The organism is Ammoniphilus soli, from assembly GCF_040813775.1.
The window spans coordinates 90,491-105,722 of the sequence record NZ_JBEGDL010000006.1 but is presented as its reverse complement, the minus strand read 5'-3'; the positions used below and the strand labels follow the sequence as shown (position 1 = coordinate 105,722).

At 42.6% G+C, this 15,232-nt stretch carries 18 protein-coding genes and 1 pseudogene; 4 read left to right on the top strand and 15 right to left on the bottom strand.

The window, feature by feature from the left end; all coding sequences use genetic code 11:
* Positions 1–340: 340 nt before the first annotated feature.
* Entirely contained in the window at positions 341–628 is a 288-nt protein-coding gene (locus ABLT31_RS14140) for a cytochrome P450 (protein WP_367752953.1), read from the bottom strand.
* 248 nt (positions 629–876) lie between these two features.
* Here ABLT31_RS14140 and ABLT31_RS14135 point away from each other — a divergent pair, with 248 nt between their 5' ends.
* A complete protein-coding gene (locus ABLT31_RS14135; protein ID WP_367752584.1) occupies positions 877–1,155 on the top strand; it encodes a hypothetical protein in 279 nt (92 codons plus the stop codon).
* A gap of 13 nt (positions 1,156–1,168) precedes the next feature.
* On the opposite strand, the gene ABLT31_RS14130 is transcribed toward ABLT31_RS14135, so the two are convergent.
* The 14 genes and pseudogenes from ABLT31_RS14130 to ABLT31_RS14065 all read right to left on the bottom strand — a co-directional run bounded on the left by ABLT31_RS14130 (position 1,169) and on the right by ABLT31_RS14065 (position 12,013).
* Entirely contained in the window at positions 1,169–1,756 is a 588-nt protein-coding gene (locus ABLT31_RS14130) for a DNA-3-methyladenine glycosylase (RefSeq protein ID WP_367752951.1), read from the bottom strand.
* A gap of 11 nt (positions 1,757–1,767) precedes the next feature.
* Positions 1,768–2,670 (bottom strand): NAD(P)/FAD-dependent oxidoreductase, encoded by a 903-nt coding sequence (locus tag ABLT31_RS14125; RefSeq protein WP_367752582.1) that lies wholly within the window; start codon positions 2,668–2,670, stop codon positions 1,768–1,770.
* 27 nt (positions 2,671–2,697) lie between these two features.
* On the bottom strand, positions 2,698–3,165 hold the full coding sequence (bcp, locus tag ABLT31_RS14120; protein ID WP_367752580.1) for a thioredoxin-dependent thiol peroxidase: 468 nt from the start codon (positions 3,163–3,165) through the stop codon (positions 2,698–2,700).
* Between the two features lie 150 nt (positions 3,166–3,315).
* Positions 3,316–3,978, bottom strand: coding sequence for a hypothetical protein (locus tag ABLT31_RS14115; RefSeq protein ID WP_367752578.1), 663 nt, complete (start codon positions 3,976–3,978; stop codon positions 3,316–3,318).
* Positions 3,979–4,188: 210 nt separating this feature from the next.
* A complete protein-coding gene (ppx, locus tag ABLT31_RS14110; protein WP_367752949.1) occupies positions 4,189–5,709 on the bottom strand; it encodes an exopolyphosphatase in 1,521 nt (506 codons plus the stop codon).
* Positions 5,710–5,788: 79 nt separating this feature from the next.
* The gene (locus ABLT31_RS14105; RefSeq protein ID WP_367752576.1) at positions 5,789–7,900 is read right to left on the bottom strand and encodes an RNA degradosome polyphosphate kinase; all 2,112 of its coding nucleotides are present in this window, start codon (positions 7,898–7,900) and stop codon (positions 5,789–5,791) included.
* A gap of 210 nt (positions 7,901–8,110) precedes the next feature.
* Positions 8,111–8,353 (bottom strand): hypothetical protein, encoded by a 243-nt coding sequence (locus ABLT31_RS14100; protein WP_367752574.1) that lies wholly within the window; start codon positions 8,351–8,353, stop codon positions 8,111–8,113.
* A gap of 17 nt (positions 8,354–8,370) precedes the next feature.
* Positions 8,371–9,561 carry a Ger(x)C family spore germination protein gene (locus tag ABLT31_RS14095; RefSeq protein WP_367752572.1) on the bottom strand — a complete coding sequence of 397 codons (1,191 nt, stop codon included), beginning with the start codon at positions 9,559–9,561 and terminating at the stop codon, positions 8,371–8,373.
* Positions 9,558–9,821: a spore germination protein gene (locus tag ABLT31_RS14090; RefSeq protein ID WP_367752570.1), complete on the bottom strand. Its 264-nt coding sequence runs from the start codon at positions 9,819–9,821 to the stop codon at positions 9,558–9,560. Before ABLT31_RS14090 ends, ABLT31_RS14095 begins: the two co-directional genes overlap by 4 nt.
* Positions 9,821–10,487, bottom strand: a pseudogene (locus ABLT31_RS14085) (spore germination protein). Before ABLT31_RS14085 ends, ABLT31_RS14090 begins: the two are co-directional and overlap by 1 nt.
* A gap of 176 nt (positions 10,488–10,663) precedes the next feature.
* Positions 10,664–11,413, bottom strand: coding sequence for a GerAB/ArcD/ProY family transporter (locus ABLT31_RS14080; RefSeq protein WP_367752947.1), 750 nt, complete (start codon positions 11,411–11,413; stop codon positions 10,664–10,666).
* Positions 11,365–11,538 (bottom strand): GerAB/ArcD/ProY family transporter, encoded by a 174-nt coding sequence (locus ABLT31_RS14075; protein ID WP_367752568.1) that lies wholly within the window; start codon positions 11,536–11,538, stop codon positions 11,365–11,367. The genes ABLT31_RS14080 and ABLT31_RS14075 overlap by 49 nt, the downstream gene beginning before the upstream one ends.
* The gene (locus ABLT31_RS14070; RefSeq protein ID WP_367752566.1) at positions 11,519–11,779 is read right to left on the bottom strand and encodes a GerAB/ArcD/ProY family transporter; all 261 of its coding nucleotides are present in this window, start codon (positions 11,777–11,779) and stop codon (positions 11,519–11,521) included. Before ABLT31_RS14070 ends, ABLT31_RS14075 begins: the two co-directional genes overlap by 20 nt.
* Before the next feature lie 9 nt (positions 11,780–11,788).
* Entirely contained in the window at positions 11,789–12,013 is a 225-nt protein-coding gene (locus ABLT31_RS14065; protein ID WP_367752564.1) for a hypothetical protein, read from the bottom strand.
* Positions 12,014–12,276: 263 nt separating this feature from the next.
* Here ABLT31_RS14065 and ABLT31_RS14060 point away from each other — a divergent pair, with 263 nt between their 5' ends.
* From ABLT31_RS14060 to ABLT31_RS14050, 3 genes are all read left to right on the top strand, one after another.
* A complete protein-coding gene (locus ABLT31_RS14060; protein ID WP_367752562.1) occupies positions 12,277–13,746 on the top strand; it encodes an aldehyde dehydrogenase in 1,470 nt (489 codons plus the stop codon).
* Between the two features lie 448 nt (positions 13,747–14,194).
* On the top strand, positions 14,195–14,740 hold the full coding sequence (locus ABLT31_RS14055; RefSeq protein WP_367752560.1) for a hypothetical protein: 546 nt from the start codon (positions 14,195–14,197) through the stop codon (positions 14,738–14,740).
* A 22-nt stretch (positions 14,741–14,762) separates the two neighbouring features.
* Positions 14,763–15,212, top strand: a complete 450-nt coding sequence (locus ABLT31_RS14050; RefSeq protein WP_367752558.1) for a hypothetical protein — start codon at positions 14,763–14,765, stop codon at positions 15,210–15,212.
* Positions 15,213–15,232: the final 20 nt, after the last annotated feature.

Sequence of the window (15,232 nt, the reverse complement as noted above, 5' to 3'; positions counted from 1 at the left end):
CTTGGAAATAGGCAACACACAGTTCACGAATATTTACTATATTCTATGATTTATATTACTGATGAACCACCCCTCTGCAAAAAAATAAAAATAGCCAAAATAGAAGCTATAATGCTTCTACTTTGGCTATGAATTAGCGCAATAATCATTGTCTATAACATCTTCCAAAAGTGAAAAGTATATCCTATTTTTACGAGTTTAATTTCAACAGTATTAAAATCGTGGCTTCCATCCAACGATTCTTTTCTATATTATCTTAAATTCTTTACAAGATCAATAAAGTTTATAGGAAAATGAAATGTAAATACGAACAGCGAGGCTTCCTTACAAGTACCCATGCCTACTTACTGGCTTTGACTCTCATCCTTAACGCCTTTTTCATCCTTAAGGAAACTGAAGGTTCAGCTTGAATCGGAGCTTGTCCTGACACCAGCTCCAGCCGGTACCTTTGAGCTATGAGGATAAGGATCAGGATGGCCTCCATAGTCGCGAATTGATTTCCGATACAGGATCTTGAACCTGCACCGAAAGGCAGATAGGCATATCTTGGCAAGTCCTTGAAATAATGAGCAGCAAAACGATCGGGCCAAAACTGCTCGGGCTGCTCAAAAAAAACGCGGGTTCCGATGAAAAATATCCCCGATACCCAAAACCCCAGTCATAAACCCCAAAGGATCTCTCTGGAAGTGCAGGAAATTTTGCAAACGCGGACCCGTAATTTCCACTAGTCTACTCAAAGGTGGTTACCCTCCCATCTGTCGTCATTCCAAACCTATTATTTTTCAAAGTATTTATACAAAAAGACATAAAATGCTTACAATTTGAACATATTGCCTTGTTAATATTGGAACAAGGGATGGAAAGGAGAGAATCAAATTGAGTGAACAACCAGCAGTTCAACAGGAGAAAAGAGCTAAAAGAACAGGCTCTAATCTAGGATGGATCTGGCTTATCGTTGCTTTCATCGGCATTGGCGTCCTCTTTTTTGGCTTTTCAAATCTAACCGAACAAATGACAGGGATCAATCAATCAATTCAGGAAAATACTCAAGCCCTCTTAGATCAAGATCACATCTTAGCTGACATTCAACACGGGATTCAGCAGTTAATTCTTGAGATAAAAGATTCTGTAGATGGGATTATCCAGTCTAGTTAATTATGAGATTCATCTACCTGGAAACAAATCGATTTCCCTCTACCCAAAAACGCCAGGGATACCCTCTGGCTTCTCCGCTGTTCTCAATGCCAATCCTTGGACCAACAGTAACAGACTCTATTGATTTTCCTTCAGCAATAAAAAGCGGAGGCTTAAAGAAAGGCCGCCCGTAATCTTCTTTTACGATACCGAGAGCTCGGGCCAGTTTCCCAGGACCATTGGTCAGATCCTGTTCCCTCTTCACCTTTCCCCGCCGTTCATACATCAGCTCAATTCCCGTATGGGGTTCTACAGCTCGAATCAAGACCGCCTCCGGATAGCCAAGCTTCCCGCTCACGACGTTCACCAGACAATGCGTATGCATGACGTATGTGTACACATACCCGGGAGGCCCAAACATTACCTCTGTTCTAGGCGTCCTTCGGTTTCCAAAGCTGTGTGCCGCACGATCCTCCGGTCCGATGTAGGCTTCCGTCTCAACAATCCATCCAGAAGTAGTCCCCAAGGGGGTTTCCTTTACAAGGATCATCCCTAACAAGGAACGAGCCAATTCCAATGTAGGCTGTTGAAAAAAGGCTTGATCTATGGGGTTAAACGTCATGATGATCACCTCTAAGCCTCATGGTCTACCAAACTCTTATGGATCCAGATCGCCGCTTGCGAACCGTCTCCCATCGCAATGGCAACCTGCTCCGAGTGCGCAACCACATCACCCGCCGCCCATAAGTGGGGAACATTGGTCATCTTGGTTCGCGGATCAACGACAATATGCTGATTGTCTAAAAGTTCCACCCCTAATTGCTTTGCTAATCGGGACTTCACTTCGTTCCCCCCGAAAGCAATGAACCCTCGTTCCCCCATGATTTCCTGCCCACTCTCCAGTCTAACCCCCTTCAGACCGGAGTCTTCTGCTATGATTTCTTGAATGGATTCTTCGATATAGCGGATATTGTGTTCTTGCAGTTGGCTTAACAGTTGGGATTCGATCTCAGCCTGCTCATGATTAATGTACACCAGATCCTTGGTCCAGTATAAAAGCGCCAAAGCCATCCTTGCCCCGACATTCCCCGACCCCATGACAATCGTCCTTTGGTTTCTTACTTCATAACCATCACAATCCGGACAAACATAAACGCTGATTCCTAAACAAGGATAAAGAGAGGAGAAATTAGGTATCCGATCCATGACACCAGTTGCTAAGAGTACTCGCTTCGCTTCATAGGATTGACCTCTTTTTGCCTTGAGTAAAAATCCTTCTTCTGCGAAATGGGCATCAACCACTTCATCAGCCACAAAATGGACACCTAACTTTTCCGCTTGGCTTTTTCCCAATTGACGAAGTTCTTGCCCACTGACGCCATCCGGCCAACCCAGTATATTATGGTAGCTTCTGCATAGGGTTGAGCGGCCGCGATCGGAATCAATGACCAAAACCTGATGCTGATACCGCCCCAATTGAATGGCTGCTTGAAGACCAGCAACCCCACCACCCACAACAATACAATCGTACGTCACAGCAAAGTCCCCTTTTCCGCCAAATGCTTAGCTTAAGTTTGTCTTCACGTATTGAAGTACTTCATCCACATGACCCTGAACCTTCACTTTACGAAATTCCTTCACGACATTGCCTTCTATATCAATAATGAAAGTAGACCGTTCAATCCCCATCTTTTCTTGCCCAAAGCTTTTCTTGAGCTTCCAAACCCCGTATGACTCAGCGGCTTGATGATCCACATCTGAGAGAAGAAGGAAGTTCAAATTATGTTTAGCGATAAACTTTTGATGTTTATCTATCGGATCTGGGCTAATGCCAAGTATAATCGTATCCAACGAGGTAAACGGCTCAAAAGAATCACGGAAATTGCATGCTTCTGTCGTACAGCCCGGTGTCATATCTTTTGGGTAAAAATACAGCACAACGTTTTTGCCTCGGAAATCTGATAATTTCACTTCTTCTCCACTCGTGCTCGGTAACGAAAAGTCTGGCGCCTTCTGTCCTATTTCGATCATCTTCAATACCCTCCCCACTCCAAGTCTTCAAGTTTTTGTTATCTCATTATACAAAAGCAAGCATCTGTTATCAAAGTTATAAGAAAGCATTATCAAATCAGCGTAAAGAATAAATAAACAGTCGTTCCCCACATAATAAAGGCCGATATTTTATTTAAGATTCCCATAAATCTTCCGGATACCTGGAAAGGCGAGACCCAAAGGCGTCTGCGCTGAAATCAGTCGCGCGAGCGATTGTCTAGGAAGGCTGTGAATTCGTCGATTGGGCAACCCCGTAAGCGTATCATAAAAAGCCAAGCGTTCCATCTGCTTTTCGCGTTGCTTTTGCTCGGTAATATCGGTGCTGATCGTCAGGACTTCATAAGACTGCACATCAGATGAAAGAATCGGTATTTTGGTTTCATGGCCAAAATTTTTGCCCTTTAGATTTGAAAAGCTAGAAGGATACGCGGTAATGACGCGGCCTTGGTTATCCATGATCGTGGCTAAGTCTATAACCAACGAAGAATGGATCGTCTCCCCAAGTTCCTGAAGAAGCTCGCCTTCCGCATCGGATAGTAAGGTTTCATTATATTGCATCGTTTCTGCCGTGTACCTTAATTTCCCCATAAGGACGGACATCTGCTGACTCACCCGATCCGCTGCCTGATCCGTCAACTCCTTACTCTGCTCGCGTGAGATTTCAGGAAGAAGGGAGGCAGCAGAAAGGCTGATAATCATCAAGACTGCGAGAGTGAGAAAAAGATTCAGTAAATAGGTTCGCCAAAAAAGACTTCCCTTGATTTTTTTAAGTTTATCACTGCCATCCTCCATCGATGCTACCCCTTCTAGTACCCTTCCCCAGAATATGTTTAGGGAAGTTTTATATGTATTTTCTTTGCTCTTATTTACAAAATTCTACAAAGTTCCACATCACTTTGTATCATAGTTCAATCCCCTAACACTCGTGAACTTTTTGCCTTTTTTTCGCTAAGTACAAAAAAAGAGGAGCCATCAGCACCCCCGACTTTAGTGACATCGTCTCTATTTACTGAACTCAAGTATGACCTTTTTCTTTGTAGCCTTCTCCAGATGTTTAACCTGTCTTTCCGCTTTATAACTCTCAGCCAGCCACTCTTTATTACAGAGGATCCTGACGTGAATATGTCGGTTGCTGACGGTCATTTGAATATTTTCAACAATCCTTCGGTTAGTATGGTTTAGGCTATAGGCTAACTTTAATAGGGTTCCAAGAAAAACGATCTTCTGTTGTTCATCCTTGGTAAACCAGTCTTTAAAATCCTTTATGTATTTTTTGAATATAGACTTTGAAGAAAAGGAAGCCAGCAAAGCCAATTTCAGACGTTCCTTGTGTGAAAAGCCATCTAGATTTTGATTGGTCAATAAATAAAAAGTATGCTGACCGCTAGCGTTCAGGTCGATAAATCTGCCTAAATGAAAGACATAGGCCGCTTGTTCCAGATCCTTTCGATCGTCATCCGACAATGAAAAGCCGTTGTGTTTTTCGCATTCCTGGAACAGCATAAGGGCGACCCTTTTCACCTCCTCCTGAACCGGCTCCAGGCTGATATCGTAAGCGGCAGCCACCCCCTTCAAGCTTTGCTCGGAAACATCAGGAATCATTTTTTGCTCCTGCTCCCGGAAAAGCCCATCAAAATAAACCCCTTCGCGAAGCCCTTTATTGCTTAATAAGAAGGTTGGAGAAAGAACGCATTCCATTAAAGCCTGAAAGATCTTTGCGGAAGGAATAATGATATCAGCACGATCCTTGGATAATCCCTCCAGCTCTCGCAGCTGTTCAATGGAGAGAGAAGATATTCTCTCGATCAGCCTAAACATCTCCCCTGTCTCCATTTCATACTGATGAAGGCCGCCTAGCGGATACCGATTCATGACTTGATGGATCTTGACAAGATTTCGGGCACTTCCCCCGATGCCCACAACAGGAAGTCGTTTTCCTTGTACCCAATCCAATTGTTGAAACTGCTCCGATAAATAAGCTGACAGCCTCCTGAGCTTCTCTTGGGTCGGCACGTCATTCTGGATAAACTTTTCTTTTAATGAGACCGCTCCAAAAGGGAAGCTATGGTAGTGGACCAGTTTCCTGTCCGAGAACAAGGTAACTTCCGTGCTTCCTCCCCCTACATCAATAGAAATGCCGTTTTCTAGGCTGGTTGAGTTAATCACGGCTAAAAAACCATAATAAGCTTCCTGATATTCTGAGAGAATCTCCATCTTTAAACCGGTTTTTTCCGCCACTGCATCTAGGATCTGATCCTGGTTTCGAGACTGCCGTATGGCTGCCGTCGCAACCACCTTCAGCTCTGACATCTGGTGATGACGAGCAATCTCCCGAAAGTTCTCTAATGTTTCGCACAAGACATGAATGCCTTCCTCACTCAAGCGGCCTTCTTCATCCAAATGGGTACTTAGCCGGGATACGACTTTAAAATTTTCTATTTCCTTAAACGATTGGTTTCTGCCTTGTTTAAAAATGACCAACCGTATAGAATTAGAGCCTATATCAATGACTCCGAATTTCATTTCCAATTTACCGATCCTCCTTTTCCCCTGATTTCAAGCTGGCTTACATGTCAGAAGGCTCACAATAGACTGGTTTTCTTTACACTTCGTCTTCGACAGCCTTATAGGCCAAGTCATATAATAGGATTTGAGAATCAATTTCTGGTTCATCAGCGTTCCGTTGGACATAATGATACTCTCCGGACGAATCTTGTTCACGGGCTTTCACATTATCACTCAACATCAGACGAAGGGTATTTTTCACTTTCTCCTTATGATCTTCATTATAAATCGGAAAACTGATCTCCACTCTTTTGATCATGTTTCGAGTCATCCAATCCGCTGACGAGAGATAAATCTTTTCTTCTCCGTTGTGATGAAAATAAAACACCCGGCTATGCTCCAGAAACCTTCCAACAATGCTTCTTACCCGAATATGATCACTGACCTCTTTAATGCCAGGGCGCAGACAGCATATTCCTCGCACAATCAAATCGATTTTTACTCCAGCACGGGAAGCTTCATATAGCTTCATCATTAAAGTTTTATCGGTAAGCGAATTCATTTGCGCTATAATTCGGCCATTATCGTATCGTTTGTGCATCTCAATTTCCTGATCAATTAGATCTATAAAATGACTGCGGATATCGTTTGGCGAAATCGTAAAGTGAGATAAAGAGGGCTTTGCCGTGTATCCGCTCAAATAATTGAAGAAATGAGACGCATCTTCTCCGAATTCCGAGTGGGAAGTCAGCAGCCCGAAATCAGTATATATTTTAGCCGTCGAATCATTATAATTTCCTGTGCCTAAATGTACATAACGCTCGATTTGTCCCTGATTCCGGCGTACAACTAACGTAATCTTGCTATGGGTCTTTAATTCAGTCACTCCATAGATCACATGACAGCCGGCCTTTTCCAATTCCTTGGCCCAATGAACATTATGTTCTTCATCAAAGCGGGCTTTCAATTCGACAAGGACTAATACTTGCTTCCCATTTTCCCCTGCATTCTTTAGAGCTTCAATAATCGGCGAATCCTTACTGACCCGGTAAAGTGTTTGTTTAATAGCTAGCACATTCGGGTCTTCAGCCGCCTGCTTCACAAATTCAATGACCGCATCAAAGGATTCATAGGGATGGTGAAGGAGAACATCCTTTTGATTCAGGATCTCGAATATATTATCACCGAAAAGAATATCCTTTGATGGTTGAGGAATTAAGGGAGAGTAGGCCAGATGTTCTTTCTCCTTGACGATATCGTTGTAAAAAGAAAATAAAAAGGTGAGATCAAGCGGTCCATGGAGAACATAGACATCTTTTTCATGAATTTCTAATTCATCGGCTAAGTATGGAAGCGTCTCTTCTTCCGCTAACTCTTCTTCGATTTCAAGTCGAACGACATTTCCCGACTTTCGCTTTTTCAACTCTTCTTCAATGACCTTTAATAAATCCTCCGCTCCCTCTTCATGCAATTCCAGATCAGCGTTTCTTGTAATTCTGAAGGTCGTTGCAGACTCTACTTCATATCCGATAAAAAGCTTGTATATAAAGTGACGAATAATGTCTTCCAAAAAAACGAAGTGCATTTCCTTATTTATCGTTGGTAGTGCTATGAAACGTTCAAGCCCCCTTGGCACCTGGACAAGGGCCCGTTTTTTTATCCCATGCTCCTTGTCCGAGCTTTTCAAAACCACGGCGATATTAATGCTCTTATTTAACAGCATCGGAAAAGGGTGATAGGCATCGACGGCCAATGGAGTTAAAACGGGAGAAATCAAACCATCGAACAACCGTTCCACGAAACTCATTTGCTCTTCATCTAAGTCGTTGATCCTAAAAAATTTAATTCCTTCATTTGAAAGCTGTGCAAGCATTTTGCGGTAAGTATCATATTGAACCTGGGCAAGTTTGTGATTGATATCGGATATGCTTTTTAATTGCTCTTTTGGGGTTAACCCCGCTTTATTTTCCGGAACCGTAAAGCCCGCATCTACCTGATCCTTCAAACCAGCAACACGAACCATAAAAAATTCATCCAAATTTGAACTGAAGATCGCCAAAAACTTCAGCCGCTCCAGTAACGGATTTTTTTCATCCAGCGCTTCTTCTAGTACGCGTTTATTGAAGCCTAGCCAGCTTATTTCCCGATTGTTATAAAAGGTGGGGTTGCTTAAATCAACGGGGTCTATTTGTTTATTTTTTATTTCCATGATACACACTTCCTAAAGATGAATTTAATAATAAATTATATTATTAATTTGTAAATCTAATATTAACTTATTGTAAATAACAATAGAGTATGAGCATCTTGACCTGAAATTAGACCCTTGTAGCAGAATAATTCCTGCTTGCAATACGTCCCATAATAAATTAAAGAGGCTTCCCTCTCCAAGCTCTCGATTGGTAAGCCTCTTCGTATGTTATCCTCCTGTTCGCTGGCCGCCTAATTCGACAATAAGATTTTGTAAGATTTGAAAGTCCTCATTCCCTGCTAATCGACGAATACGAGTTTGCTCATCATCTGATAGATCTCGATCCAGCCGGCTTTGCAGCAGCTGAACGAAAGCCTCATACCTTTCTTCCGGATTCAATATGGGCAAGGATGCCACCCCTTTTCTATGTTTACTTGCTAAAGCCATATTTCCTTTCTTTACCTTTCCCACTTAAAGAAAAATTATTTTTATTTTCGTTCTTTCAAAAAGCTTTTGGTTCGAATCCCCGCTCGCCTTAGCATCACGGTTGTATGAACGTCAACCTTCATTCGAGCAAACTCTTCATTCCAATTGTCTTTTACCTTTTCAAATTGCTCAAAGTGCTGCCGATTCAGGTCATCTCCAAAGCCAAAAGCATCGACTTGGAATTTCTTTTGAACCCGCTTGATGGTGCTTTCCACTTCGTGCGAAACGCTCTTACTCATCATTTTCTCGTATTTCACATACGTTTCCGGCTTGCTTAAATCATCGCCGCATTGAGTGGAGTCTAAACGGCCCTCCAAGAACAGCTCGATCTTCGCATGAGGTGTTCCGCCGAAATATTCGACTTTCCGTTTAGAAGAGGCATTATATACGCGAACAGCCAAAAAATTCTTATTTCCGCAAGGGATGGTGAAAGAAGTTAATTTCACATCTCCTTGGATTAACAAGTAATTTCGTGAGTCCCCCATATTCAGATCCCCAATATACCGATCATCTTTAAAGACGGCAAGTCCATCTACAACTACGATTGCATTAGGATCTACCTTCTTCATATTCTCAACGCTGCCCCCTTTCTCTTTCTCCCCTTGTATGCGAATCTTGGTCAAAACCGGTGATCTGCCCGGTGATGTAGCGGCATCGATCATGTGCTTCAAGCGAATATCGGGGTCACCGCCCCAATTTTGAGCCATCGTGGGCAATTGGGCTGCAATTTTCAGGCTTGACGCTTTTTGGATAGGGTATGTCACTTTTAAGATATCTTCTGCTTTCCCCTCTGATAAAAGAAACATAAAATCATCCCGGATTTCCCGGTTTCGCTCTAAGAAATCCAAAAACTCCAGGAGTCCGGTACGGGCTAATTCCTGACTGATAACCACAGTCCGAACATGGGAATATACCGTCTTCCGTGAGATGGCTGTGTTCATCTTTTGACTTAGTTCTGCTATCGTATCCCCTTCAAGGCTATAGACAATAGAGGGAGCATCTCCTCTCGCGGTCTTATTATTCAATTCCGCCGCATTCATGCCTTCAATGGTAAGTTTATATCTTTTACGCTCCCCTTTGTCGATCCCCATCCCTGTAACTACGGTGATATCTCCAAGCTCTCTAGCATCCCAGCAACCGGATAACAATGAAAGAAGCAACAACAGCCCGATAATTTGGATCCCTTTCTTCATGAAGGATCCCCCTTTGGCGGAGGGGTTGGCGTTTTGCTGTCCGGTTGTCTTGCAGGGGCTTGAGTGTGAAGATAGCGTGGTCTTTTTTTCATCCCCCAGATCGGAAAGCGGACAAAGACATCATTCTGATCCTCCCATATAAAAGGAGCCACCGGAGCGAGATAAGGAACACCGAAGGAACGAAGGCTGCTTAAGTGGGCAACCATAACAATCAGACCGACCAGCATCCCATATAATCCAAAAACCGCGGACAAAAACATTAAGGAAAACGCAATAATCGAGAAGCCGAGGCAAAGCTGTAGACAGGCGATACGAAGTTGGCAATGGCAGTAATGGCCACTGTCCAGGTTTTGTCCGCAATAAATTCCTCAATATTGCCTGATTCGAAGATGGCACTCGTTTTAATATTTCGAATCCTTTTCATGACTTCTTGCAGCATCTCCGGATCAACGATATTGTCAATGTAGCCAACATACACTGTGGTCCGCGTGTCTTTGCCAATTTCAAACGATTCAAATTGCAAATGAGGATTTTTTACGCGTCTGCGGATCAAACTCACATTGACCATAATGGACTCCACAAAGCCATCCTTTGGCCCTCACGACCGTTTGCGTGGTCGGTTCCACGATGCTGCGCTTTTCGCCGGTCTGGAGATTAATGGCTACCGCTTCTTCAATGCCCTCCAGTACCAAAACGACCGATCCGTTTAAGATCTCCCTGACTAAATCATGTTCCACCGAATACAACTGATAAGAGGAACCAGAAAAGAATTCCTGACAAAAATGGTGCAAATCGTTTTTGTTTTTCACTTTCCATTGTTTGGCAGACGGTTCACTTAGGGTTTTCATAATGACCTGCTGGATTTCTTTACTATCCGTCATACTATCAAGATATAAAGCAATCCCCTTTCTCCCCCCAACCCACACTTCTCCATCCTTGTAGTCTGCACTTTTCCCGAATACCCATTGAAACTCTGCTCGGATCTGCTCGAGATCATGATGTAAGACATTTCTAACTCCCTTATCGGAAACGAATTCATCAGAAGTTGTTTTTATCTGCTCAAAACGGGATGGAAAAAGGGTCTTGCGAATCCATTTCAGCACTAGCTTTCACTGCCTTTCGGCTTTTTATATTTTCGCAATCTAATAAATGTCACAACGAAAAGTATGACCGGAATGACATACGCCATAGGGAAGATAAAATAAGGAACGTTGTAATTTAATCCTTCCTCCACATGTTCAGCAAAATTAAAGGCAATGATCACAGTAAATAGAGAAACGACCATTGTAATCGGGAAAACGAAAGGCCGATAAGGCATCCTGAACACGTATTCTAGTCCTTTCAACCCTGCAAACATAAAAACGGAAGACTTAATCAAAATCCCCAGCATCATAATGAAGACAACGAAGGCATCAATCCTTTCAATAAATTGCGCTACGGATACTTCACGCGCTGCACTCAATAGAGGAAAGTTTGATCGAGCAGTCGAATCCACCCCCAACACCATCAGCTGCATGGCTACGGAAAAGCTTAATAGAGCCCCAGCGATGGCTACACCTAGCATGGCCACCTTCCCTGCATACTTAAATTTTGTCGTATAACAAATAATGACCGTAAAGACCACCATTTCTCCAAACGGAAACGACATGAGATCTCTAAAAACGGACTTCAAGATCGGTCCCCAGCCGTGTGATAACATAGGCTGCAGGCGGATAAATTTTATATCCCCGCTCACCCATAGGAGAATACTCAATAGCCCAAAGAAGAGGATAATGTAAGGAGAAAAAATCTCAGCCGTTCGCGCTAAGGGTTCAGTCCTAAATAGAGGATATAGGCAATCAGAAACATTAATAACAAGTTGATCGCTTCGATAGGAGTGTTTGGCAATATAGCTGCGGTCATCAGCTCTCCAAAATCACGCGAGACCCTTGCCGAAACATAAAAGAAAAAAACAGAATTAAAGAAGGGAAAAGCCAATCGCTAAGGTTCTTCCAAAAGAGAACTCCATGATTTCATACAAATTTTTACCCGGCCGCAACGCTAGAAGCTTGTAATAAAAATAAGCCGCTCCGACCCCTAAAGCCGTCCCCATTAGCACAGCGATCCATGCGTCTTGCCGGGCATGCCCTCCAATTCCCACCACTATGGCGCTTCCGATTTCAAAATTAATGACTAAAGCAAGCAATTGAATAACCGACACGTTTTCTTGTAATCTCATCCTATTACCTCAAGAAACATCCGTTTCAGGAGCCTTCTTTCTTTTTTTACGTTTAAATAATCGGTAATCAACAACCATGGCAGTCACTAATCCCAATGCTGCCCCTATATAAGCAAGGTATCTCCCGGCTCCTACGAAGGCATACAAAAGCATATGCAGAGTATCCGTTACGTCTTTTTTATAGATCAGCATATCGAAAATGGTAGTAACAACGAGCAATAGCGTAAAAATCAAAAAAAAACAAAAGGTGACCATTTAACCACTTCCATTCCCATTGTCATTCCCGTCTTCATCTCTTTTTACTTTTTATTTTTTACAAAAAGCTCCTATCTATCCATGATATGGTGACTTAATGCTCATGTACCCTTATAAAAATTTTCCATTTTATTTTTATGTTTGTTGCATATAGAAGAACGGTGGTGTTGTAAAAACAACAATCTAATTTTATAATTATTTACAAGAGTTTTAAAAATATTAACAATAGTAGGAGGATTAAAATGCAAACACAAACCATAGCAAATCGAGTCAAAGCCATCGATTGCAAGCACTTTATCAACGGTCAATATATAGATTCTCTCAGCGGAAAGACATTTGATAATATTAATCCAGCAAACCAAGAGGTTTTAGGCGCCGTTGCCATGGGAGGAAAAGATGAAGTTGATCTCGCGGTTGCCTCAGCTAAAAGCGCTTTAAACGGACCATGGAAGAAAATGACCACTCACGAGCGAATTGCCGTGATTCGACGCATCGGCGACATCATATTGGAAAGACAAGATGAATTGGCGCAATTGGAGGCGTTGGATACTGGAAAACCTTACTGGCTTTCCAATTCAATCGATATACCGCGCTCCGCTTACAACTTCCACTTCTTTGCCGACTATCTTCGTTCTCTAGGAACGGAAGCTTACCAAACCGATGATACAGCTATCAATTACTCGATCCGCCGTCCGGTTGGAGTTGTTGGATTGATTGGTCCTTGGAATCTTCCCCTCCTGCTCATGACATGGAAACTAGCTCCTTGTCTTGCTGCGGGCAACACAGCGGTCATCAAGCCAGCTAAATTAACCCCGATGACAGCCACTCTCTTAGGAGAAATCTGCCGCGAAGCCGGAGTTCCTGATGGGGTTGTAAATATTGTTAACGGGTTAGGTACGGCTGTAGGAACCGCATTGACGGAGCATCCGGATGTGGATGCCATTACCTTTACCGGTGAAACTTCTACTGGAAAAACCATTATGACCTCTGCAGCGCAAACTCTAAAAAGACTTTCTTATGAGCTCGGTGGAAAAAATCCTAACATTATCTTTGCCGATTCGGATCTCGATGAAGTGATTGAGACCACCATTAAATCCAGCTTTATTAACCAAGGACAAGTATGTCTGTGCGGTTCGCGTATTTATGTTGAACGCCCTGCTTACGAAGCTTTTCTCGAGAAATTTGTAGCCAAGACAAAAGAGTTGGTTGTCGGGGATCCGTTTGATCCAAAGACAAAAGTTGGAGCTTTGATTGGGAAGGACCACTACAAAAATGTCACGAACTATATCAACTTGGCCATTGAAGAAGGCGGACAAATCCTGACCGGGGGCAAGCGCCCTGAAGGATTGGAACACGGATATTACTTGGAGCCAACGATTATTGTCGGTCTAGACCAGAACTGCCGTGTTGTTCGTGAGGAGATCTTTGGACCAGTGGTTACCGTGATTCCTTTTGATACGGAAGAGGAAGTAATCGCCCAAGCCAATGATACCCATTATGGATTGAGCGCCTCCATTTGGACGAACGATCTTCGCCGAGCTCATCGCGTCGCTGGCCAAATCGAAGCCGGTATCGTGTGGGTAAATACCTGGTTCCTTCGCGACTTGCGCACTCCGTTTGGCGGAATGAAGCAAAGCGGGATTGGTCGCGAAGGCGGTATGCATAGTTTTGAGTTTTATAGTGAATTAACGAATATCTGCATTAAGCTTTAAGATTTGATAGAAAGGGCTTCCCCTTCAGAAACCTAACGGTCTCCTGGGGATAGCCCTTTTTCCTTTCCCTCATAGTACAAGGAGACTGTCGAAAAAAGACGAAAACTCACCAGATACTTTAGGAAGAAATTGGAAACAGTATACTATAGTTACTTAAATACTTACTAAGAAAATCACAAAACTACAAGGTGATGGAATGAACAAACACCAAGAATCCTTGAAAGTCCAAATTGTTGAGCCAAGACGGCCTAAAATGCATATATCCCCGTTCGGGACCAATCATTTTCGACGTTCACATCCTTGGATAGCCGCTTGGTTATCTGCTACAATACCTGGATTTGGGCAAATATATCTTGGTATGCATCTCAAAGGTCTCATCCTTTTGAGTTTGGAAATGCTTCTTAATACTTTTGGAAAGGTTAATCTCGCGATATTGTATACCTTTACTTTGCAATTCGAGAAGGTGCATCAAGTCGTCAATTACAATTGGGCTCTAGTGTATGCCGCCATTTATGTATTTGCAATTTGGGATGCCTACCGCGTGAGTGTAGAGACGAATAAACTAAGTTTCTTGGAATCTAAACAAAACATTAGAAATCTAAAGAGTGCCATGGTAAACGCGTTTGAGATCAATTTTCTGGATAAGCGGAATCCTTGGGTTGCTGCTGTGTTGTCCGCTTCTTTTATTGGGCTTGGGCATTTATATTGCCATCGGTTAATCACAGGGTTTACACTGATCGGCTGGAATTTAGCCATTATTTATTTTACACATCTGCCTGAGTTGATCATCTGTACCTTCACCGGTCAATTTCAGCTTATTCCAAGTCGAGTAGACTATCAATGGCTCATGTTTTACCCTTCCTTATACACTTTCAATATTTATGATTCCTATGCAGCGACGGTTTCGAATAACCGAATGTTTGAGGAAGAACAAATCTATTATTTGAATGGAAAATATGGAGTCAATAAACTGAAGGTTCATCAACCAGATTAAAATCAATTAAGGTGAGATCGCTATGTATGTAATCGCTGGATTCGAAAGCAGTCTATTTGTTGAATTCGCTATCGAAGAACTTAAAGAAGAAGGCATTCATGAAAAAGATATTGTCATGGTTAAAATGGAAAATGCGGAACAATACCGTAATTTATTTGACTCTATCCACCATTCGGATGGAGTTAGTTTGTTTGATGGAATGGCAGCCCTAGGAGGAGCAGGCATGACTCTAGGTATCATCGTTGGTTCACAAATCGCCATCGGTCCCGTAGCTATAGGTCTTCTCGGTCTTTTCATCGGCGCCGCGATCGGCTACTTTTTGGACAAAAAAATCAGTAAAGTCAAGAAATCTACAAAGCAGCAGCAATATATTGCTCTGTTACTTTTAATTAATTGCAAAGAGGACCAAAAAAATATGGTGACGACGGTTTTCCATAAGCACGATGTCCTAACGCTAGGAATCCTTATGTAGCACAATTGATAAAGGATAAT